This is a genomic window from Streptomyces sp. NPDC048566, assembly GCF_043199735.1.
Taxonomy (GTDB): domain Bacteria; phylum Actinomycetota; class Actinomycetes; order Streptomycetales; family Streptomycetaceae; genus Streptomyces.
The window spans coordinates 109,655-131,857 of record NZ_JBICWL010000003.1; the positions used below are offsets into that span (position 1 = coordinate 109,655).

15 protein-coding genes are annotated in these 22,203 nt (G+C 73.6%); 8 read left to right on the forward strand and 7 right to left on the reverse strand.

Annotated elements, in window-relative coordinates:
- Positions 1–9: 9 nt before the first annotated feature.
- Genes ACGFS9_RS07420 through ACGFS9_RS07435 form a run of 4 tightly spaced genes read right to left on the reverse strand, consistent with a single transcriptional unit; the run spans position 10 to position 5,682 of the window.
- Positions 10–1,170, reverse strand: coding sequence for an acyl-CoA dehydrogenase family protein (locus ACGFS9_RS07420; RefSeq protein WP_393251644.1), 1,161 nt, complete (start codon positions 1,168–1,170; stop codon positions 10–12).
- A gap of 11 nt (positions 1,171–1,181) precedes the next feature.
- Positions 1,182–2,126 (reverse strand): hydroxymethylglutaryl-CoA lyase, encoded by a 945-nt coding sequence (locus ACGFS9_RS07425; protein ID WP_393251381.1) that lies wholly within the window; start codon positions 2,124–2,126, stop codon positions 1,182–1,184.
- Positions 2,123–4,057, reverse strand: coding sequence for an acetyl/propionyl/methylcrotonyl-CoA carboxylase subunit alpha (locus ACGFS9_RS07430; protein WP_393251382.1), 1,935 nt, complete (start codon positions 4,055–4,057; stop codon positions 2,123–2,125). The genes ACGFS9_RS07425 and ACGFS9_RS07430 overlap by 4 nt, the downstream gene beginning before the upstream one ends.
- 8 nt (positions 4,058–4,065) lie before the next feature.
- Positions 4,066–5,682 carry a carboxyl transferase domain-containing protein gene (locus ACGFS9_RS07435; protein WP_393251383.1) on the reverse strand — a complete coding sequence of 539 codons (1,617 nt, stop codon included), beginning with the start codon at positions 5,680–5,682 and terminating at the stop codon, positions 4,066–4,068.
- 97 nt (positions 5,683–5,779) lie between these two features.
- Between ACGFS9_RS07435 and ACGFS9_RS07440 the strand changes: the two genes are divergently transcribed.
- From ACGFS9_RS07440 to ACGFS9_RS07455, 4 genes are all read left to right on the forward strand, one after another.
- Positions 5,780–6,379, forward strand: a complete 600-nt coding sequence (locus ACGFS9_RS07440) for a TetR/AcrR family transcriptional regulator (RefSeq protein ID WP_393251384.1) — start codon at positions 5,780–5,782, stop codon at positions 6,377–6,379.
- A 107-nt stretch (positions 6,380–6,486) separates the two neighbouring features.
- Positions 6,487–7,644, forward strand: a complete 1,158-nt coding sequence (locus ACGFS9_RS07445; RefSeq protein ID WP_393251385.1) for an acyl-CoA dehydrogenase family protein — start codon at positions 6,487–6,489, stop codon at positions 7,642–7,644.
- 34 nt (positions 7,645–7,678) lie between these two features.
- Positions 7,679–8,560 carry an acyl-CoA thioesterase II gene (gene tesB / locus ACGFS9_RS07450; protein WP_393251386.1) on the forward strand — a complete coding sequence of 294 codons (882 nt, stop codon included), beginning with the start codon at positions 7,679–7,681 and terminating at the stop codon, positions 8,558–8,560.
- Positions 8,561–8,583: 23 nt separating this feature from the next.
- Complete coding sequence (locus ACGFS9_RS07455) at positions 8,584–9,570, forward strand: cation diffusion facilitator family transporter (protein WP_393251387.1); 987 nt, start codon at positions 8,584–8,586, stop codon at positions 9,568–9,570.
- Between the two features lie 424 nt (positions 9,571–9,994).
- On the opposite strand, the gene ACGFS9_RS07460 is transcribed toward ACGFS9_RS07455, so the two are convergent.
- Entirely contained in the window at positions 9,995–10,783 is a 789-nt protein-coding gene (locus ACGFS9_RS07460) for a phosphatase (RefSeq protein ID WP_393251388.1), read from the reverse strand.
- Between the two features lie 260 nt (positions 10,784–11,043).
- Complete coding sequence (locus tag ACGFS9_RS07465; RefSeq protein WP_393251389.1) at positions 11,044–12,840, reverse strand: PucR family transcriptional regulator; 1,797 nt, start codon at positions 12,838–12,840, stop codon at positions 11,044–11,046.
- Between the two features lie 272 nt (positions 12,841–13,112).
- Here ACGFS9_RS07465 and ACGFS9_RS07470 point away from each other — a divergent pair, with 272 nt between their 5' ends.
- The 3 genes from ACGFS9_RS07470 (at position 13,113) to ACGFS9_RS07480 (ending at position 17,287) form a co-directional block, all read left to right on the forward strand.
- Entirely contained in the window at positions 13,113–14,576 is a 1,464-nt protein-coding gene (locus ACGFS9_RS07470; RefSeq protein WP_393251390.1) for a sodium:solute symporter, read from the forward strand.
- Between the two features lie 63 nt (positions 14,577–14,639).
- Entirely contained in the window at positions 14,640–15,605 is a 966-nt protein-coding gene (gene speB, locus ACGFS9_RS07475) for an agmatinase (protein WP_393251391.1), read from the forward strand.
- Positions 15,602–17,287, forward strand: coding sequence for a thiamine pyrophosphate-binding protein (locus ACGFS9_RS07480; RefSeq protein ID WP_393251392.1), 1,686 nt, complete (start codon positions 15,602–15,604; stop codon positions 17,285–17,287). The genes speB and ACGFS9_RS07480 overlap by 4 nt, the downstream gene beginning before the upstream one ends.
- Positions 17,288–17,419: 132 nt before the next feature.
- Here ACGFS9_RS07480 and ACGFS9_RS07485 read toward each other — a convergent pair whose 3' ends face one another.
- Positions 17,420–18,223: an endonuclease I family protein gene (locus ACGFS9_RS07485; RefSeq protein ID WP_393251393.1), complete on the reverse strand. Its 804-nt coding sequence runs from the start codon at positions 18,221–18,223 to the stop codon at positions 17,420–17,422.
- Between the two features lie 247 nt (positions 18,224–18,470).
- Between ACGFS9_RS07485 and ACGFS9_RS07490 the strand changes: the two genes are divergently transcribed.
- Entirely contained in the window at positions 18,471–22,199 is a 3,729-nt protein-coding gene (locus ACGFS9_RS07490; protein ID WP_393251394.1) for an ABC transporter ATP-binding protein, read from the forward strand.
- The last annotated feature ends 4 nt before the right edge of the window (positions 22,200–22,203 follow it).

Sequence of the window (22,203 nt, forward strand, 5' to 3'; positions counted from 1 at the left end):
CGGCGGAGGTCAGCCGGAGAGGCCCAACTCCCGCGCGATGAGCATGCGCTGGACCTCGCTGGTGCCCTCGCCGATCTCCAGGATCTTGGAGTCGCGCCACATCCGGGCCACCGGGTACTCGTTCATGAAGCCGTAGCCGCCGTGCACCTGGGTGGCGTCGCGGGCGTTGTCCACGGCGATCGTGGAGGAGTAGAGCTTCGCGATCGCCGCCTCCTTCTTGAACGGTTCGCCCGCCACCAGGCGGGAGGCCGCGTCGCGCCAGCCGACGCGGGCCATGTGCGCCTTCGCCTCCATGTCGGCGATCTTGAACTGGATGGCCTGGTTGGCGCCGATCGGCCGCCCGAACGCGTGCCGCTCCTTGGCGTACCGCACCGACTCGTCCACACAGCCCTGCGCCAGCCCGGTGGCGAGCGCGGCGATGGCGATGCGGCCCTCGTCCAGGATGCGCAGGAACTGGGCGTAGCCGCGGCCCTCCTCGCCGAGCAGGTTCGCGGCCGGCACCCGGACGTCGACGAAGGACAGTTCGCGGGTGTCCGAGGCGTTCCAGCCGACCTTCGAGTACGGGGCGGCGACCGTGAAGCCCGGGGTGCCCGAGGGCACGATGATCGCCGAGATCTGCGGCCTGCCGTCGGGCTTGCGGCCGGTGACCGCGGTGACGGTCACCAGGCCGGTGATGTCCGTGCCGGAGTTGGTGATGAAGCACTTGCTGCCGTTGATGACCCACTCGTCGGTGTCCGGGTCCAGCCGTGCCGTCGTCCGGGTGGCGCCCGCGTCCGATCCGCCGTCCGGCTCGGTCAGGCCGAACGCGCCGAGGATCTCACCGGAGCAGAGCCGGGGCAGCCACCGAGCCTTCTGCGCCTCGGTGCCGAACAGGTGGAGGGGCATGGCGCCGAGCGAGACGCCCGCCTCCAGGGTGATGGCCACGGACGAGTCGACCCGGGCCAGCTCCTCCAGGGCGATGCCGAGGGCGAGGTAGTCGCCGCCCATGCCGCCGTACTCCTCCGGGAACGGCAGCCCGAACAGGCCCATGCGGCCCATCTCGCGCACGATCTCGTAGGGGAACTCGTGCCGCTCGTAGAAGTCGCCGATCTTCGGGGCGACCACGTCGTGCGCGAAGGCCTCCACCGTGCGGCGGAGCTCCTCCAGTTCGGGGGACAGGCGGTGGTCCAGGGACATGCGGTTCACTCCTGGTGGGAGAGGGCTTTGACGGTGCGGGACGGGCTGGGTCGGCCCAGTTGTCCGGCCATCCACACGCTGGTGGCGGTGAGGCGGCCGAGGTCGACCCCGGTGTCGATACCGAGGCCCTGGAGCATCCACACGAGGTCCTCGGTGGCGAGGTTGCCGGTCGCGGACTTCGCGTACGGGCAGCCGCCGAGGCCGCCCGCGGAGGCGTCGACGATGCCGACGCCGTGCTGGAGAGCGGCCAGGGTGTTGGACAGCGCCTGGCCGTAGGTGTCGTGGAAGTGCACGGCGATCGACCCGGTCGGCACACCCCGCCCGTTCAGCTCCGTGAGCAGGGAGCGGACATGGCCGGGGGTCGCCACGCCGATCGTGTCGCCGAGGCTCAGCTCGTCGGCTCCCATGTCCATGAGCGCCGTGCAGACCCGCGCGACCTGGTGGACCGGGACGGCTCCCTCCCACGGGTCGCCGAAGCACATCGAGACGTAGGCGCGGACGGTCAGGCCCGCGTCCTTCGCCCGGCGCACCACCGGATCGAACGCGGCGAGCGCCTCGTCGAGCCCCCGGTTCAGGTTGGCCCGGGCGAACGACTCCGTCGCGCTGGCGAAGACGGCCACCTGGCGGGCGCCGAGCGCGAGTGCCCGGTCCAGGCCACGCTCGTTCGGCACGAGGACCGGGAGGGCGACCGGGAGGCCGGACACCTGGGGGAACAGCGCTTCGGCGTCGGCCAGTTGGGGCACCCACTTGGGGTGCACGAAGCTGGTCGCCTCGATCGTGGTCAGACCCGCGTCGGCGAGACGCCGGATGAACTCCGCCTTGACCTCGGTCGGCACGGTCGCCTTCTCGTTCTGCAGGCCGTCGCGCGCACCCACCTCGTGGATGCGCACCCGGGCGGGCAGGTCCGGCGCGGGCACGGTCATCGGCAGGGCCCGTTCGGTGGCGCTCATGCGGTCTCCGCCTCCTCCGCGGGGGTGACGACCGCGAGGACCTGGTCCATCGCGACCGTGGTGCCCGGTGTGACGTCCAGTTCGCTGACCGTCCCGGCGTGCGGCGCGGAGATGACGTGCTCCATCTTCATCGCCTCGACCACCAGCAGGCTCTGGCCGGCGGCCACCTCGTCGCCGACGGAGACCTTCACCACGGTCACCGTGCCCGGCATGGGGGCGGTCAGCGAGTCGGCGCCGGCGTGCGCGGCGCCGGTGAGCGACGCCGCCACCGGGTCGTGGTCGCGCACGTGCCAGGCGTCGCCGTCGCGGCCGATCCAGTCGCCGGCGCGGTGGAAGGTGTGCCGTACTCCGTCGAGCGTGACCGCGACCTTGTCCGCGCCGACCGAGTGGGTGCCGCGCGGGGTGTACTCGACGGGCTCCAGGACCCGCAGCGGGAAGCTCACCGGCCGCGGTACGCCGCCGAGCCGCCAGCCGCTCGGCACCGAGAACGGATCGGTCCAGCCGCCGCCCGCCGGGGCCAGAGCAGCGAGCCGCACCGCCGCCGCCGCCTCGTACACCTCCTCCGGCACGCCCTCCGGGACCAGTCCGGGCGCCTCGCGCTCGACCAGGCCGGTGTCCAGGTCGCCGGCCACCACGTCCGGATGGGCCAGCAGCCGGCGCAGGAAGCCGGCGTTGGTCTGGACGCCGAGGGTGACCGTGTCGGCGAGGGCGGCCCGCAGCCGGCGCAGCGCGGTGGGCCGGTCCGGGCCGTAGGCGATGACCTTGGAGAGCATCGGGTCGTACAGGCTGCCGACCTCCGTGCCCTCCGAGAGGCCCGAGTCGGTGCGCACCCCCTCGCCCCGGGGCTCGTGCAGGGCGAGGACGGTGCCGCCGGAGGGGAGGAATCCGCGGGCGGGGTCCTCGGCGCAGATCCGGGCCTCCACGGCGTGCCCGGTGAGGGTGATGTCGTCCTGCGCGAGGGGGAGCGGCTCGCCCGCGGCCACCCGCAGCTGCCACTCGACCAGGTCGAGGCCGGTGACCAGTTCGGTGACCGGGTGCTCCACCTGGAGCCGGGTGTTCATCTCCATGAAGTAGTACGAGGAGGCGTCGCCGCCGGAGACGATGAACTCGACCGTGCCCGCTCCCCGGTAGCCGCAGGAGCGGGCCGCCTGGACGGCGGCCTCGCCCATCGCGGCCCGGGTGGCGGAGTCGAGGAAGACGCTCGGCGCCTCCTCGATGATCTTCTGGTGGCGGCGCTGGAGGGAGCACTCGCGCTCGCCGAGGTGCACGACGTTGCCGTGGGCGTCGGCGAGGACCTGGATCTCGATGTGCCGGGGGCGGTCCACCCACCGCTCGACCAGCAGGGTGTCGTCGCCGAAGGAGGCGCGGGCCTCCCGGCGCGCGGCGGCGATCTCGTCGGCGAGGGCGTCGGCGTCGCGGACCAGGCGCATGCCCTTGCCGCCGCCGCCGGCGCTCGGCTTCAGCAGCACCGGCACGCCGATCTCCCGTGCCGCCCCGATCAGCTCGGCGTCCGTCAGGCCGCTGCCCGAGGAGCCGGGGACGACCGGTACGCCGGCCTCCCGGACCGTCTCCTTGGCGCGGATCTTGTCGCCCATCAGGGAGATCGCCTCGGGGGACGGTCCGATGAAGACGAGTCCGGCGTCCGCGCAGGCCCGCGCGAAGACGGCGTTCTCGGCCAGGAAGCCGTACCCCGGGTGGACGGCCTGGGCTCCGCTGCGGGCCGCCGCCTCCAGCAGCCGCTCCACCGACAGATAGCTCTCGGACGCGGGCGCCGGCCCGATCCGTACGGCCGTGTCGGCCTCCCGGACGTGCCGCGCGTCCGCGTCGGCGTCCGAGAAGACGGCCACCGAGCGCACGCCGAGCGCGCGCAGCGTGCGGATGACGCGTACGGCGATCTCGCCCCGGTTGGCCACAAGCACCGTGTCGAACATGGGTCCCCTCACATCCGGAAGACGCCGAACTGGGGGTCACCCAGGGGCGCGTTGGCACAGGCGGTCAGGGCGAGTCCGAGGACCTGCCGGGTCTCCGCCGGGTCGATGACCCCGTCGTCCCAGAGCCGGGCGGTCGCGTAGTACGCGCTGCCCTGGCGCTCGTACTGCCCGCGGATCGGCGCCTTGAACTCCTCCTCGTCCTCGGCGGACCAGGACTCCCCGCGCGCCTCCAACTGGTCGCGCTTGACGGTCGCGAGGACCGAGGAGGCCTGCTCGCCGCCCATCACGGAGATCTTCGCCCCGGGCCACATCCACAGGAAGCGCGGCGAGTACGCCCGGCCGCACATCGAGTAGTTGCCCGCGCCGTACGATCCGCCGATCACGACGGTCAGCTTCGGCACGCGCGTGCAGGCCACCGCCGTGACCATCTTCGCGCCGTGCTTGGCGATGCCGCCCGCCTCGTACTGGCGGCCGACCATGAAGCCCGAGATGTTCTGGAGGAACACCAGCGGGATGCCGCGCTGGTCGCACAGCTCGATGAAGTGCGCGCCCTTCTGGGCCGACTCGGAGAAGAGGATGCCGTTGTTCGCGACGATGCCGACCGGGTGGCCCTCGATCCGGGCGAACCCGGTGACCAGGGTCTGCCCGAACTCGGCCTTGAACTCGGCGAACCGCGAGCCGTCGACCACGCGCGCGATGACCTCGCGGACGTCGTAGGGGGTGCGGGAGTCGACCGGCACCGCGCCGTACAGCCCGGCCGGGTCCGCCTTGGGCTCCACGGACGGTTCCACCGACCACGGGAGTGCCCCGCGCGCGGGGAGGGTGGCGACGATGTTCCGGACGATCCGCAGCGCGTGCGCGTCGTCCTCCGCGAGGTGGTCGGTCACGCCCGACACGCGGGCGTGGACCTCGCCGCCGCCCAGTTCCTCCGCCGTCACGACCTCGCCGGTGGCGGCCTTCACCAGCGGCGGGCCGCCGAGGAAGATCGTGCCCTGGCCGCGGACGATCACGGCCTCGTCGCTCATCGCCGGCACGTAGGCGCCGCCGGCGGTGCAGGAGCCGAGGACCGCGGCGATCTGCGGGATGCCCGCGCCCGACATCCGGGCCTGGTTGTAGAAGATCCGCCCGAAGTGGTCGCGGTCGGGGAAGACCTCGTCCTGCATGGGCAGGAAGGCACCCCCGGAGTCGACGAGGTAGACGCAGGGCAGGCGGTTCTCCAGCGCGACCTCCTGGGCGCGCAGGTGCTTCTTCACCGTCATCGGGTAGTACGTGCCGCCCTTGACCGTGGCGTCGTTGGCGACGATCACGCACTCGCGGCCGCTGACCCGGCCGATGCCCGCGACGACGCCGGCGGCCGGGGCCTGCCCGTCGTACATCCCGTCGGCGGCGAGCGGCGCCAGCTCCAGGAACGGCGAGCCGGGGTCGAGGAGGGTGTCCACGCGGTCGCGGGGCAGCAGCTTGCCGCGCGCGGTGTGCCGGGCGCGCGCCTTCTCGCCGCCGCCGAGCCGGGCCGCGGCCAGCTTGGCCCGCAGCTCCTCGCCCAGCGCGCGGTGCGCCGCCTCGTTGGCCCGCCAGGCGTCCGACGCGGGATCGGCCGCGCTCGTCAGCTCCGGTGCCTCGTGCATTCTTGCGGTCCCCTCACCAGTGGTCGACCAGTTAATGAGCGTTAACGCATTTCCTTCAGGTTAACGACCGCTAACCTCCCTGTCTAGAATCACTTCCATGGCCACCAGAACCGACGCCCCCACCCGCCGTGAGCAGATCCTCAGGGAAGCGGCGCGGCTCTTCGCCGAGCGCGGCTTCCACGGTGTGGGCGTGGACGAGATAGGGGCGGCGGTCGGCATCAGCGGCCCCGGGCTGTACCGGCACTTCCCCGGCAAGGACGCGATGCTCGCCGAACTGCTGGTGGGTATCAGCGGGCAGCTCCTCGCGGGGGGCAGGCGCCGGGTGGCCGAGGCGGACGGGGGCGCCGAGGCGCTCCTGGACTCGCTCATCGAGGGGCACATCGACTTCGCGCTGGACGACCGCCCCCTGATCACCCTGCACGACCGGGAGCTGGATCGCCTGCGGGACAGCGACCGCAAGCTGGTGCGCCAGCTCCAGCGGCAGTACGTCGAGCTGTGGGTGGAGGTGGTCCGCGAGGTGTACCCGGAGCTGGCCGAGCCCGTCGCCCGGTCGGCCGTGCACTCGGTCTTCGGCCTGCTGAACTCCACCCCGCACCTCGGGCGCCCCGGAGCCCTGCCGGGACGCGCGGCGACGGCCGGGCTGCTGCACCGGATGGCCCGCGGGGCCTTCGGGGCGGCGGGTGCGGCCGGGGCGTGACGAGCGTCTCGGGCGGTGGCCTCTGGACGGCTGTCGTGACCGACGGGTAACCTCGTATCTGAGCAAGCGCTTAGACATGCCCAGGTATCCAGGTGGAGGTGGCGGCGGTGCGCCGTACTGTGTTCAACGAGGACCACGAGGCGTTCCGGGAGACCCTGCGCGCCTTCATCGAGGCCGAGGTCGTCCCGGTCTACGACGAGTGGTTCGCCGCCGGCCAGGCGCCGCGCGACTTCTACTACAAGCTCGCCGAGCTGGGCGTCTTCGGTATCCGCGTCGACGAGGAGTTCGGCGGTGCGGGCATCGACTCGTACAAGTTCGAGGCCGTGATGTACGAGGAGACCGCGCGCGCCGGTGTCCAGTTCGGCGGATCGGGCGTGCACGTCCTGCTCGGCCTGCCCTACATCAAGATGCTCGCCACCGACGAGCAGAAGAAGCGCTTCCTGCCCAAGTTCGTCAGCGGCGAGGAGATGTGGGCCCTGGCGATGACCGAGCCGGGCACCGGCTCCGACCTCGCGGGCATGAAGACCACCGCCAAGCTCTCCGAGGACGGCACGCACTACGTCCTCAACGGCGCCAAGACCTTCATCACCGGCGGTGTGCACGCCGACCGGGTGATCGTCTGCGCCCGCACCTCCGCGCCCACCGCGGAGGACCGCCGCTTCGGCATCTCCCTGTTCGCGGTGGACACCACCTCCGAGGGCTACTCCGTCGGCCGCAAGCTCGACAAGCTCGGCCTGAAGACGTCCGACACCGCCGAGCTGGCGTTCGTCGACGTCAAGGTGCCCGTCGAGGACCTGCTCGGCGAGGAGAACAAGGGCTTCTACTACCTCGGCCACAACCTCGCCTCCGAGCGCTGGGGCATCGCCTTCGGCGCCTACGCCCAGGCCAAGGCCGCCGTGCGGTTCGCCAAGGAGTACGTCCAGGAGCGGACCGTCTTCGGCAAGTCCGTCGCGTCCTTCCAGAACACCAAGTTCGAGCTGGCCGCCTGCCAGGCCGAGGTGGACGCGGCCGAGGCCGTCGCCGACCGCGCCCTGGAAGCCCTCGACGCGGGCGAGCTGACCCCCGCCGAGGCCGCCAGCGCCAAGCTGTTCTGCACCGAGGTCGCGCACCGCGTCATCGACCGCTGCCTCCAGCTGCACGGCGGCTACGGCTTCATGAACGAGTACCCGATTGCCCGCCTGTACGCGGACAACCGGGTCAACCGCATCTACGGCGGCACCAGCGAGATCATGAAGTCGATCATCGCCAAGAACATGGGCCTGTAAGGCCGGCGAAACGACTGCACGGTACGACTGCCCCATGAGCGAGGCACTCCAGTCCCTCCTCGATCTGCTCGACCTGGAGCGGATCGAGGAGGACATCTTCCGCGGCCGGTCCCGTTCCGCCGTCGTCCCCCGCGTCTTCGGCGGGCAGGTGGCGGCGCAGGCCCTGGTCGCCGCCGGGCGCACGGTCCCGCCCGACCGGCACGCCCACTCCCTGCACGCCTACTTCCTGCGCGCCGGCGACCCGGGGGCGCCCATCGTGTACACGGTCGACCGCATCCGCGACGGCCGCTCCTTCACCACGCGCCGCGTGGTCGCCGTCCAGCACGGACAGCCGATCTTCCACCTCTCCGCGTCCTTCCAGACGGACGAGGAGGGCATGGAGCACCAGGCGGAGATGCCGTCCGCGCCCGACCCCGAGACGCTGCCCACGGCCGCCGAACTGCTGCCCCGGTACGCCGACGCCTTCTCCGGCACCGACGTCCTCGAACGCGTCCTGGAGGCCCGCGAGGCGGTCGACCTGCGCTACGTCGACGCCCCGCCCTACGGCACCGTCGGCGAGGTCCGCGAACCGCGCTCCCAGGTGTGGTTCCGCACCAACGGCAAGCTCGACGGAGCGGTCGACCGGCCACTGCTGCACGTCGTCCTCGCCACCTACGTCTCCGACATGACCCTGCTGGACTCGATCCTCCTCGCGCACGGCCGCGGCGGCTGGGTGACCGGGGACGTCGTCGGGGCGTCCCTGGACCACGCGATGTGGTTCCACCGCCCCTTCCGCGCCGACGAGTGGCTGCTGTACGACCAGGAGTCGCCGTCCGCGTCCGGCGGCCGCGGCCTGGGCCAGGCCCGGATCTACACACGGGACGGCCGGCTGGCCATCTCGGTCATCCAGGAGGGCGTGGTCCGCGTCCCCCGGTAGCGCTCCGCCGGTAAGACTGGGGCATGACACCAGCAGAGCGGGACCCGGCGGCGGGCCGGGACGGCGGGGGCGAGTCCGTCGCCACGGTGATCGTCGCCGCCGCCGCCAACCTCGGCATCGCGCTCGCCAAGGCGGTCGCGGGCATCATCAGCGGGTCCAGCGCGATGCTGTCGGAGGCGGCGCACTCCGTCGCCGACACCGTCACCGAACTCCTGCTGCTGACCGCCCTCAAACGCAGCACGCGGCCGGCCGACGAGGAGCACCCCCTGGGCTACGGCCCCGAACGCTACATCTGGGCCCTGCTCGCCGCCGTCGCCACCTTCGTCGGCGGCGCGGTCTTCTCGATCTACGACGGCGTCCACACCCTGGTCGCGGGCGAGGAGCTCGGCAGCCCGCTCGTCTCCTACGTCGTGCTCGGCGTCGCCTTCCTGCTGGAGGGCTACTCCCTGCGCACGGGGCTGCGCCAGGCCCGCGGCGAGGCCGCCCGGGTCCGCGCCCCGTTCGCGCACTACCTGAGGTACACCCCCGACACGGCCGTGAAGGCCGTCGTCCTGGAGGACTCCGCGGCGCTCGTCGGCCTGGTGTTCGCCGCGGGCGGCCTGCTCGGCGGGCAGCTCACCGGCTCCGGGGTGTGGGACGGCGTCGCCTCCCTCCTGATCGGCGCACTGCTGCTCTGCGTCGCCTGGGTGCTCGGCCGCTCCAACGCGGAGCTGCTCATCGGACGGCCGCTGCCCCGGGCGGTGCGGGAGCGGATCCGGTCGGAGCTGCTGGCGATCGAGCAGGTGGAGGCCGTCCTGGAGCTGACGACGCTCGTGCAGGGGCCGCGCGAGGCGCTCGTGGCCGCCAAGGTCGACTTCCGGGACGTGTCGACGGCGGCCCAGATCGAATGGGCCTGCGAGCGGGCGGAGGACCGGCTGCGCGAGGTCTTCCCGTCGGTGGTCCGGGTGTACCTGGACCCGACACCCGGGTACGCCCAGCGGCGGGCGGAGGGCCTGAACCCCTGGCCGTGACCGGTCGCGGCGGCGCACGCGGAGCCCCGGCCCGGCATCCGGAGGGCGCCGGTCCGGCGGCCGGTGGGCGCGGGTGCGGGGGCGGGTGCGGGGGCGTGCCGGCGTCCCCGGTGCGTGCTCCGCGCGGGCGGGACACCGGACCCCGGCCCGGAACGCCTCCGGCGGCCACCGGCCGGACGCCGGGTCGGCGCGCACCCGCGTCCGCCGTGCGCGTCCAGCGCACCGGAATGCGCCGGTGGGCCGGACGCACCGCGCCCGGTTGGGGGCTGTCCCGTGATCCCCGGTGGATCGGCGCGTGGCGTCGGCTGCGGTGCATCGCACGGCGGAGGGCCGTCCTCGTGCCGGGCGTGTGCGGGCGGTCCGGCAACGCGGCGAGGTGCCGTGTCCCGTCGTCGCGCGCCCGCCGCGGATGCCGGGACAGCCCTCAGGCCAGGCCGGCTTCCTTCAGCAGGTACGCGGTCATCGGGTCGTAGTGGCGCGGGCTGGCCACGTGGTCGTCGAGCGGGACCACGACCTGCACGGTGCCCTCCGCCTCGGCCAGGAACAGGGCCGGGTCGTTGCAGTCGGCGTAGCCGACGGAGTCCACGCCCTGCTGGCCCGCGCGGCCCGCCCAGCCGTGGTCGGCGACGACCAGGTCGGGCAGCGGGCGCCCCGCTCGCTCCAGGCCGTCGAGGATGGCGCGCATCGGCTCGCCCGAGTGCGTGTGCCACAGCGTGGCCCCGTGCTCCAGCATCGCCACGTCGGCGAACTGCACGACGTAGCCCTCCTCCGTCCGCAGCCCCTCGGGGATCACCACGATCTCGCAGCCGGCGGCGCGCAGCGCGGCGGCGGTGGCCCGGTGGACGTCGAGCAGACCTCCGGGGTGGCCGGTCGCGAACAGCACCCGCTGCCGTCCCCCCGCCGCCTTGCGCAGCCGCGCCGCGAGCCGGTCCAGGCCGTCCACGGTCAGCTCGGGGTCGATGGTGTCCTGCCCGTACCGGTGCTCCGGGTCGTCGCTGACACCGACCCGCTCCGCCATCACCGCGAGCACGTCCTGCTCGTCGGTCCAGCGGTCGCCGAGCTCCAGGCCGAGCCACCAGTTGCGCTCGCCGTTGGCCAGCTTGCGGTAGTGGGAGAGGTTGTTCTCGCGGGGGGTGGCGACGTCGCCCGCGATGCGGGTCCGCACGAGATGGTCGACGAGTTCGGCGCGGCTGGGGGTCCCGGGTATCGGCATGGCTCCCATTGTGCCGGTGGGCCCCGCCGCGGGCGCGGCCGTCCCGGCCGCTGGGACGCGCGTCACTGCGGCGGACCGCGGAAGGACGCCGGCCCGGGGAGGGCCGTGCGCACCGGTCGGGGGCGTGCCGCCGGCCGCGTCCGGTGCCGGCCACCCGCACCGCCGCGCACGGAGGCGAGCGGCGGCGTGGCGCGGAACCGCCTCCCCGCCGGCCGCGTCGGGGACGGCCGGCAGCTCTGCCGCACCGGGCCGCGGCGCGCTCACCCGGACCTGAGGGCGAACCACAACTCCATCCGCACGTCCGGGTCGTCGAGGTCCGCCTCCAGCAACGCCGAGCAGCGGGCGACGCGTTGCCGGACGGTATTGCGGTGCACCGAGAGCGCCACCGCCGTCCGGTCCCAACTGCCGTGCAGGGACAGCCAGGTGCGCAGGGTCTCGGTCAGTGCGGGCGATCCGGCGAGCGGGGCGAGCAGGGCACGGGCGTGGGCCTCGGCGTCGTCCGCGGGAAGCAGATCGGCGAGTGCGGGGCGGTCGCCGTGCCGGACCAGGGCGGTGCGGGTCGCGCGAGCGCGGGCCAGCGCCCGGGAAGCCTGGACGTCGGCGGCGGCCCAGTCGTCCGGGCCGGCGGGCGCGCTGACCCCGACGGTCCAGCCCGGCTGCCCGGCGGGCGGGCGGTCGCCGGGGACCAGTACGCGCACGACGCCGCCGTCCACGTCCACCAGCGCGGAGCCGAGGGCGGCTCCCAGTGCGGCGGCGGTGACGGTGTCCGGGGCGGGAGCGTCCCCGCCCCGGCACGCGTGCACGACGGTCCACCGGGCACCGCCGAGAAGGGGGGCCACCGCCCGCGGCGCGGAACCCAGCAGCAGCCGCACCAGCGCCGCCGACCGGGCCGCGCCGCTGCCGCTCAGCTGCTCCCCGGTGAGGAGGGAGAGCAGCACGGACGCCACGGAGGCGATGGTGTGGTCCCCGGGCTCCCGGCGCGGGGCGGCGACACCGAGGACGAAGCCCCCGTTGCCGCCGAGCGCGTAGGCGGCGAGGTGCACCCCGGCCACGGTGTCGGTGGCGGACGAGGGCACGGGCGAGGGAGGGGGAGCGGCGGAGGACGCCGGGGCGGTGGAGGCGGCGCGCGCCGGGGGCGGTGCGCCCGGACCGGGGGCCGGCCGGACGACCCCGGCCAGCGCGGCGAGCGCCGCCTCGGCCGGGTGTCCCCCGGCGGGCGGCCCGGCGGCACCGGGCGCGGCCCGCCCCGCCGAGGAGCCGTCCGCCGGGGCGCCCGGGGAGGGGGCCGCGGGGGCGCCGACCGGGGTGTCGGCGGGGCCGTCCGGCGGAGCGGGCGCCTCCCCCGCCGGTGCGGTGCCGGCCGGGTGGGGGGCGGCGCCGTCCGCCGGGCGCTTCGGGGAGGCGGGCCGCGAGGTGTTCCGCCCGGCGCCGGTCCCGGACCCGGCGAGGGCCGGGGCCTTGCCGGTCCGGGCCAGCTCCGTGCCCTCGGGGCCGTACAGCACGGCGAGTCCGCCCATCCGCTCGGCGAGCCGCCGGAGCACCGCCGGGACCGGATCGGGACGGGCCGCCGCGGCGGCCAGGCTCTGCTGCGCCTCGGTCACCCGGCGCAGTTCCGCGAGCCGGGCCTGTGCCATGAGCTGCCACACCGCGCGGGCCACGCCCGAGAACGTGGTCCGGGGCGGGACCTCCAGCAGGGGCAGCCCGTGGGCCTCGCAGGCCGCGATCAGCGCGGCGGGCACCGCGTCGTGCACCGGGGCCAGCCCGAAGCCGAGCGCCGCGCCGCCCGCGGCGACGATCCGGGAGACGTAGGCGTCGAAGTACTCGCGCGAGCCGCGCTCCGGGGGGCCCGCACCGGCGCCGGGTTCCGGTTCCGGGACGTGGACCCCGGCCGTCAGCAGCAGTTCGCCGCCCAGCAGGTAGGGGAAGGGGTCGGCCATCTCCGAGGTGTGCGCCCAGTGGATCACCGTCCCCGCTCCGGCGGGACCGGCGAGCAGGCGCAGTCCGAGGTCCTCCCGGGCCAGGAGCGCCGTCAGCGCGACCGGGGGAGTCGGCGGCACCGCGGGGGCCGGCGGGGGCGGTGGGGCCGGCGGGACGCGCGGGGGCGGAGGTGACGGTGGGGGTGACGGTGCCTGGGGGACCGGCATGGTGGACGTTTCCTCCATCCCGCTCGGGTCGAATGGATGAAACGTACACTTCGCAGTCGCTTTCCGGCCACCTAGTGTCGGTCCCGACCGGCAGCCGCGGGTACGGGCGGATGTCCCCGCGCTGCGTTGCCGGCCCGTTCCCCCAGCACGCGCACGACACGCCACCGAACGCCCCGAGGAGACCCATGGCCGTCGACTACACCGTGATCGTCGTCTATCTGGCCGGCATGCTGGCCATGGGCTGGTGGGGCATGCGCCGCGCCCGGTCCAAGAGCGAGTTCCTGGTCGCCGGGCGGCGCCTCGGGCCCGCCATGTACTCCGGCACCATGGCCGCCATCGTCCTCGGCGGCGCGTCCACCATCGGCGGTGTCGGGCTCGGCTACCGGTACGGGCTCTCCGGGGCCTGGATGGTCTTCACCATCGGCCTCGGCCTGCTGGCCCTCAGCGTGTTCTTCTCCGCCCGCATAGCCCGCCTGAAGGTCTACACCGTCTCCGAGATGCTCGACCTGCGCTACGGCGGCCGGGCGGGTGTCATCTCCGGTGTCGTCATGTGGGCGTACACCCTCATGCTGGCGGTCACCTCGACCATCGCGTACGCCACGATCTTCGACGTCCTCTTCGACATGAACCGGACGCTCGCCATCGTCCTCGGCGGCTCGATCGTCGTCGCGTACTCCACGCTCGGCGGCATGTGGTCGATCACCCTCACCGACATGGTGCAGTTCGTCGTCAAGACCGTGGGGGTGCTGCTCCTGCTGCTGCCCGTCGCCGTGGTCAAGGCGGGCGGGTTCTCCGAGATGAAGGCCAAGCTCCCGACGGAGTACTTCGACCCGCTGGGCATCGGCGGCGAGACGATCTTCACCTACGTCCTCATCTACACCTTCGGCATGCTGATCGGCCAGGACATCTGGCAGCGCGTGTTCACCGCCCGCGGCGACCGGACCGCCAAGTGGGGCGGCACCGTGGCCGGCACCTACTGCCTGGTGTACGCCGTCGCCGGAGCCGTCATCGGCACCGCGGCCAAGGTCATGTACCCCGAGCTGCCCAGCGCCGACACGGCCTTCGCGACCATCGTCAAGGACGAACTCCCCGTCGGTGTGCGGGGCCTGGTGCTCGCCGCCGCCCTCGCCGCCGTGATGTCCACTTCCTCCGGTGCCCTGATCGCCTGCGCCACGGTCGCCAACAACGACATCTGGTCGCGGCTGCGCGGCGCGGTGCGGCGCGGCACCGGCGACGCCCACGACGAGGTCCGGGGCAACCGGGTCTTCATCCTGGTCATGGGCGTCGCCACGATCGGTACCGCGATCGCGCTGAACAACGTCGTCGAGGCGCTGACCGTCGCGTACAACCTGCTCGTGGCCGGGCTGCTCGTGCCGATCCTCGGCGGACTGCTGTGGAAGCGGGGCACGGCGCAGGGCGCGCTCGCCTCCGTGGCCGTCGGCGGCCTCGCCGTCGTCGCCCTGATGGCCGGGTACGGCATCCTTGCCAACGAGCCCGTCTACTACGGGCTGCTCCTCTCCCTGGCCGCCTACGTGACCGTCTCGCTGCTGACGCCCGCGACGGACGCGGCGGTGCTGGCCGTCTGGCGCGCGCGGCTGGCCGGCCGGGACACCGAACCCGCGGCCGAGCCGGTCCCCGTTCACCAGTAGAGTCGTACTAGTCGTACTTAGTCGTCCATACGCGACGAAGCGTAGGAAAGAAGGCATCGCCCCATGAGCAACGAGACGCCCCGCGGCCCCGTCGACTCGTCCCGCGTCCCGCGGTACGCCGGCCCCGCGACCTTCGCCCGGCTGCCCCGCCTCGACGAGGTCGGCAGCGCCGACGTCGCCGTCGTGGGCGTGCCGTTCGACTCCGGTGTCTCCTACCGGCCGGGCGCCCGCTTCGGCGGCAACGCGATCCGCGAGGCGTCCCGGCTGCTCCGCCCCTACAACCCCGCCCAGGACGCCTCGCCGTTCGCGCTCGCCCAGGTCGCCGACGCCGGCGACATCGCCGCGAACCCGTTCAACATCAACGAGGCCGTGGAGACCGTCGAGGCCGCGGCCGACGACCTGCTCGGCACCGGCGCCCGGCTGATGACCCTCGGCGGCGACCACACCATCGCGCTGCCGCTGCTGCGCTCGGTCGCCAAGAAGCACGGCCCGGTCGCCCTGCTCCACTTCGACGCCCACCTCGACACCTGGGACACCTACTTCGGCGCCGAATACACCCACGGCACGCCGTTCCGCCGCGCCGTCGAGGAAGGCATCCTCGACACCGAGGCGCTCTCGCACGTCGGCACCCGCGGACCGCTGTACGGCAAGCAGGACCTCACCGACGACGAGAAGATGGGCTTCGGCATCGTCACCTCGGCGGACATCTACCGGCGCGGCGCCGACGAGGTCGCCGACCAGCTCCGCCAGCGCATCGGCGACCGCCCGCTCTACATCTCCATCGACATCGACTGCCTCGACCCGGCGCACGCGCCCGGCACCGGCACCCCGGAGGCGGGCGGCATGACCTCCCGCGAACTGCTGGAGATCCTGCGCGGGCTGTCCTCGTGCAACCTGGTCTCGGCCGACGTCGTCGAGGTCGCGCCGGCCTACGACCACGCGGAGATCACCGCGGTGGCGGCGTCCCACACCGCCTACGAGCTGACCACCATCATGTCCCGCCAGATCGCGGAGGCCCGGACCAAGTGACCCACGACCACGACCCGGTCCTCCGCCCGTCGGCGGCGCAGACGGAGGCCGCGCTCAACCCGCCCCCGGGCCGCACCGGCGGAGACCTGGTCGTGGAGACCCTCTCCGGCCTCGGCGCGACCACCGTCTTCGGGCTGCCCGGCCAGCACGCGCTCGGCATGTTCGACGCGCTGCGCCGCTCCGACCTCCGGTACGTCGGTCTGCGCGTCGAGAACAACGCCGGGTTCGCGGCGGACGCCTACGGCCGGGTCACCGGCGAGGCCGCGCCGCTGCTGCTCTCCACCGGACCCGGCGCGCTGACCTCGCTGGCCGCGCTCCAGGAGGCGCGGGCCGCCTCGGCGCCGGTGCTCGCCGTCAGCAGCCAGGTCCCCACCGCGGGCCTGGGCGGCGGGCGCCACGGCTACCTGCACGAACTCCCCGACCAGCAGGCGTCGTTCCGGGGGGTGGTCAAGTCGGTCCACACGGTCCGCACGCCGTCGCAGATCCCGTCCGCGATCGCGGCGGCCTGGGAGTCGGCGCTGACCGTCCCGCACGGTCCGGTGTGGGTGGAGATCCCGCAGGACGTCCTGCTCGCCGAGACCTCCCTGCCGGTGGTGACCGCGATGGACGCCACTCCCGAGGACGTCGTCCCGCGCCCCGAACTCACCGCGCTCGCCGCCCATCTGCTCTCCACCGCCGAGCGTCCCGCGATCATCGCGGGCGGCGGCGTGGTCCGGGCGGACGCCTCGGGCAAACTGCGTCTGCTCGCCGAGAGGCTGAACGCGCCGGTCGTCACCACCTTCGGCGGCAAGGGCGCCTTCCCCTGGGAGCACCCGCTCTCGCTCCAGTCCTGGCTGGAGGACCGGCACACCACCGACTTCCTGGAGGACGCGGACGTCCTGCTGGTCGTCGGCTCGGGCCTGGGCGAACTCTCCTCGAACTACCACACGTTCACGCCCCGCGGCCGGGTCGTGCAGATCGAGGCCGACGTCGGCAAGCTGGAGTCCAACCACCCGGCGCTCGGCATCCACGCGGACGCCCGGCTCGCCCTCTCCGCGCTCCTGGAGACGGTCGAGGAGCGCCCCGACGCGGCGGCGGCGGACCGGGTGACCTCGGTGCTCGCCCGGGTCGCGGACCGTATCGCGGGCCAGGAACTCACCCTGGAACAGGACGTGCTCGCGTCTGTGCGCGGCGCCCTGCCCGCGGACTCGCCGTCCTTCTGGGACATGACGATCCTGGCCTACTGGGCCTGGTCCGCCTTCGACCCGCGCGGCGCCAACACCATGCACTCCGCGCAGGGCGCGGGCGGCCTCGGCTACGGCTTCCCGGCGGCGCTCGGCGCGGCGGCGGCCGACCCCTCCCGCCCGGTGCTCGCGGTGTCCGGGGACGGCGGCGCGCTGTACTCGATCGCCGAGCTGGCGACGGCGAAGCAGTACGGCCTGCCGGTCACCTGGCTGATCGTCGACGACGGCGGCTACGGCATCCTCCGCGAGTACATGACGGACACCTTCGGGGAGGCGACCGGGACGGAGCTGTCCCGGCCGGACTACGTGGCCCTCGCCGAGTCCTTCGGGGTGCCGGGCACGCTCAGCAGCCCCGCGACGCTGGAGGCGGACCTGGCGAAGGCGCTGGCCGCCCCGGGCCCCTCGGTGGTCGTCCTGCCGGCCCTGCTGCGGATGTTCGCGCCGACGCACCTGGACTGACGGAGGCCGGGGGCGACGCCGGCCGACCGCGAGGGTTCCCGGCCCGGCCGCGCCGTCCCCGGCGATGGGGGACACGGCGAGGCCGCCCGGACGCCCCGCGCGGGTCGGGGGTCCGGGCGGCCCGCGGGACCGCTACCAGATCGCGTCCACCCACTCCGGGTGGTCGATGAACGGGTTGCGGTTGTGCTGGTAGGAGTCGTAGATGACCTGGTTGCGGTGCTCCTCGAAGGCGCTCGGCGGGTCCTGGTCGTTCCACTGCTTGAGCACGGAGAGCCTGCCCATGTACGGGGTGCTGCCGTTGCCGACCACGTCGTCCGGCTCCAGGTCGGCGAACCCGTCACCGCCGTCGTAGCGCACGGCCATGTACAGGATCATGCGGGCGACGTCGCCCTTGTCGGCGTCGCGCGGCTCGAAGGAGTCGGAGTCCACCCGGCTGCCGCCGCCGCCCGTCACCGCGCTGCCGCCGTTGTCGAAGTCGAGGTTGCCGCGGATGCTGTTGACCTGGACGTCCGCCGGGCGCAGGTGGTGCAGGTCGGTGCCGGGCCCGGTCACCTCGCCGAAGCCGCCGTGCGACTTGGCCCAGGTGTGCTCGCGGTTCCAGTCGCCGACGTCGCCGCCGTTGAGGGACTTGCTGCGGGAGACGCCGCTGTACAGCAGGATCACGTTGTTGCTGTTGTTCGGGTCCTGGTCGGTGACCTTCAGCGCGTTCCAGACCGCCGAGTAGGAGATCTTGCTCTGGCTGCTGATGATCGTGTGCAGCGAGGACTTGAGGCTCGCGCCGCTCTTGCCGACGGCGTTCTTGTAGTACGTGCTGTCGTACGAGGTGTTCGTCGCGCTCGCGGGGGACGCGGCCACGGTCGGAAGGGTCAGTCCGACGAGGACCGCGGAGGTTGTCAGCGCCAGGGTCTTCCAGCGTCGTATGTGCGTGGCGGGCATGGGGGTGTCCGTTCTACGCGGGTTGAGGGGAGCGGATACCCGGGAGCGTGACATGGACATGCGGCACGTGGGGTTAAGGCGAGGTGTCGGTTCTGTGTCGGGATTCAACAACCTGTGTGATGCCCCGCACGGGCCCCACCCGGCCGCCGGGCGGGCCCGCGGGGCGGACGATGGTTGCGGAGGGATGAAATCCGCTTCGCGCGGTGTTGGTGCCTGCGGCGGAGTGAGATCTACGGAAGGTGTCGGCGTGGCGACGGAACGGGGATGGGCGCGGCGGCTGGCCGGGTACGCGTGGCGGTACCCGAAGGACGTGGTGCTCGCGCTCGGCTCCTCGCTGGCGGGCATGGGGCTGATGGCCCTGGTCCCGCTGGTCACGAAGGTGATCATCGACGACGTCATCGGCGACCACAGCCGCTCCATGGCGCCCTGGGCGGGCGCGCTGATCGGCGCGGCGGTCCTGGTGTACGTCCTCGCCTACGTCCGCCGCTACTACGGCGGACGGCTCGCCCTCGACGTGCAGCACGACCTGCGGACCGACATGTACCGGACGATCACCCGGCTGGACGGGCGGCGCCAGGACGAACTGTCCACCGGGCAGGTCGTGGGGCGGGCGACCAGCGACCTCCAGCTGATCCAGGGCCTGCTCTTCATGCTGCCGATGACGATCGGGAACATGCTGCTGTTCCTCATCTCCCTCGGGGTCATGGCCGCGCTCTCCCTGCCGCTGACCCTGGTGGCGCTGACCGTCGCCCCCGCCCTGTGGTTCGTCGCCAAGCGCAGCCGCTCCCGGCTGCACCCGGCCACCTGGTACGCCCAGGCGCAGGCCGCCGCCGTGGCCGGGGTGGTCGACGGCGCCGTCAGCGGGGTCCGCGTGGTCAAGGGCTTCGGGCAGGAGGAGCAGGAGACCGGCAAACTGCGCGAGGTCGGCCGGCGCCTCTTCGCCGGGCGGCTGCGCACCATCCGGCTCAACTCCCTCTACACCCCCGCCCTCCAGGCCGTGCCCGCGCTCGGCCAGGTCGCGATGCTCGCGCTCGGCGGCTGGCTGGCGGTGCGCGGCCAGATCACCCTCGGCACCTTCGTCGCCTTCTCCACCTACCTCGCACAGCTCGTCGGCCCGGTGCGGATGCTCGCGGTCGTGCTGACCGTCGGCCAGCAGGCCCGCGCGGGCGCCGAGCGGGTCCTCGAACTCATCGACACCCGGCCGTCCCTCCAGGACGGCACCAAGGACCTGCCCGCCGACGCCCCCGCCACCGTCGAGTTCGACGACGTCTCCTTCGGCTACGAGGAGGGCAGGCCGGTCCTCGACGGCCTGAGCTTCGAGATCCGCGCCGGGGAGACCCTCGCCGTGGTCGGCACCTCCGGCTCCGGCAAGTCGACGGTGTCGCTGCTGATGCCCCGCTTCTACGACGTGACGCACGGCGCCGTCCTCGTCGGCGGCCACGACGTCCGCGAGCTGACCACCGAGTCGCTGCGCGCCGCGATCGGCCTCGTTCCCGAGGACTCCTTCCTCTTCTCCGACACCGTGCGCGCCAACATCGCCTACGGCCGCCCGGACGCCACCGCGCAGGAGATCGAGACCGCCGCCCGCGCCGCCCAGGCGCACCGCTTCATCGCCGACCTGCCCGACGGCTACGACACCACCGTCGGCGAGCACGGCCTGACCCTCTCCGGCGGCCAGCGCCAGCGCGTCGCGCTCGCCCGCGCCATCCTCACCGACCCCCGGCTGCTCGTCCTCGACGACGCCACCTCCGCGGTCGACGCGCGGGTGGAGCACGAGATCCACGAGGCCCTGCGGCACGTCATGGAGGGCCGCACCACCCTGCTGATCGCGCACCGCCGCTCCACCCTGAACCTCGCCGACCGCATCGCCGTCCTCGACGGCGGCCGGCTCGCCGACATCGGCACCCACGAGGAACTCCAGTCCCGGTCCCCGCTCTACCGGCGGCTGCTCACCGACCCCGACGAACTCGGCGGCGTCTCGCCCGGGCACGCCCGGCCGGCCGCCCCGCCCGAGGACACCTCCGTACGCGAGGAACTGGAGGCCGAGTTCGACGCCGAGCGCGGGGTGACGCCGCACCTGTGGACGGGGGACCGCGAACGGCGCGACACCGCGCTCGACGGGATGCCCGCCACCCCCGGCCTGCTCGCCCAGGTCGACGCACTGCCCCCGGCCGCCGACGTGCCGGACGTCGACGAGGCCGACGCCGTCCGCGCCGAGGACTCCTACGGGCTGCGCACCCTGCTGCGCGGGTTCCGCACCCCGCTCCTGATCAGTCTGGGACTGGTCGCCGTCGACGCGGTGATGACCCTGCTGCTGCCCGTGCTGATCCGGCACGGCATCGACGAGGGAGTCAACCGGCTCGCGCTCGGCGCGGTGTGGGCCGCCGCCGCGCTCGCCCTGCTCACCGTGCTCGTCCAGTGGTCGGCGCAGATCGGCGAGACCCGGATGACCGGCCGCACCGGCGAGCGGGTCCTGTACGCGCTGCGCCTGAAGATATTCGCCCAGCTCCAGCGCCTCGGGCTCGACTACTACGAGCGGGAGCTGACCGGCCGGATCATGACCCGCATGACGACCGACGTCGACGCGCTGTCGACGTTCCTCCAGACCGGCCTGGTCACCGCGTTCGTCTCGGTCGTCACCTTCTTCGGCATCATGGTCGCGCTGCTGGTCATCGACCTCCAGCTGGCCCTCGTCGTCTTCGCGACCCTCCCCCCGCTGATCGTCGCCACGGTCTTCTTCCGCCGGGCGAGCGTCCGGGCCTACGAGCTGGCCCGGGAACGCGTCTCGCTCGTCAACGCCGAGCTCCAGGAGTCGGTCTCCGGACTGCGCGTCCTCCAGGCGTTCCGGCGCGAGGGCGCCAGCGCGGCGCGCTTCACCGAGGGCAGCGACGGCTACCGCCGCGCGCGCATCCGCGGACAGTGGCTGATCTCGATCTACTTCCCCTTCGTGCAACTGCTGTCCTCCGCCGCGGCGGCGGCGGTGCTGATCGCCGGCGCGCACCGGATCGACGCGGGCACCCTCTCGACCGGCGCGCTGGTCGCCTACCTCCTCTACATCGACCTGTTCTTCGCGCCGGTCCAGCAGCTCTCGCAGGTCTTCGACGGCTACCAGCAGGCCACCGTGTCGCTGGGCCGCATCCAGGAACTGCTCCGGGAACCGGCGTCGACGCGGAACGCCGAGAAGCCGATCGACGTGCCCTCGCTGCGCGGCGAGATCGCCTTCGAGGACGTGGACTTCGCCTACGGGAGCGCCGACCGGGCCGAGGAGGCGCTCAGCGGGGTCTCGCTGCGCATCCCGGCCGGGCAGACCGTCGCCTTCGTCGGCGAGACCGGCGCGGGCAAGTCCACGCTGGTCAAACTGGTCGCCCGCTTCTACGACCCGACGGGCGGGCGGATCACCGCCGACGGCACCGACCTGCGCGCCCTGGACCTCACCTCCTACCGGCACCGCCTGGGCGTGGTGCCCCAGGAGGCCTACCTCTTCCCCGGGACCGTCCGCGACGCCATCGCCTACGGCAGGCCGGACGCCACCGACGCCCAGGTGGAGGCCGCCGCCCGCGCGGTCGGCGCCCACGACATGATCGCCACGCTCGACGGCGGCTACCTGCACGAGGTCGCCGAGCGCGGCCGCAACCTCTCCGCGGGCCAGCGCCAGCTGATCGCACTCGCCCGCGCGGAACTCGTCGACCCCGACGTCCTGCTCCTGGACGAGGCGACCGCCGCGCTGGACCTCGCCTCCGAGGCCCTGGTCAACCAGGCCACCGACCGGCTCGCCGGCCGCCGCACGACGCTCGTCGTCGCCCACCGGCTCACCACGGCCGCCCGCGCCGACCGCATCGTGGTGATGGACCACGGCCGGGTCGCCGAGGACGGCACCCACGACGAACTGCTGCGCCGGGGCGGCCGGTACGCCCTGCTCTGGCGGACCTTCGTCGGCGACCCGGAGCCGGAGGAGCCGGTCGGCACCACCGCCTGAGACC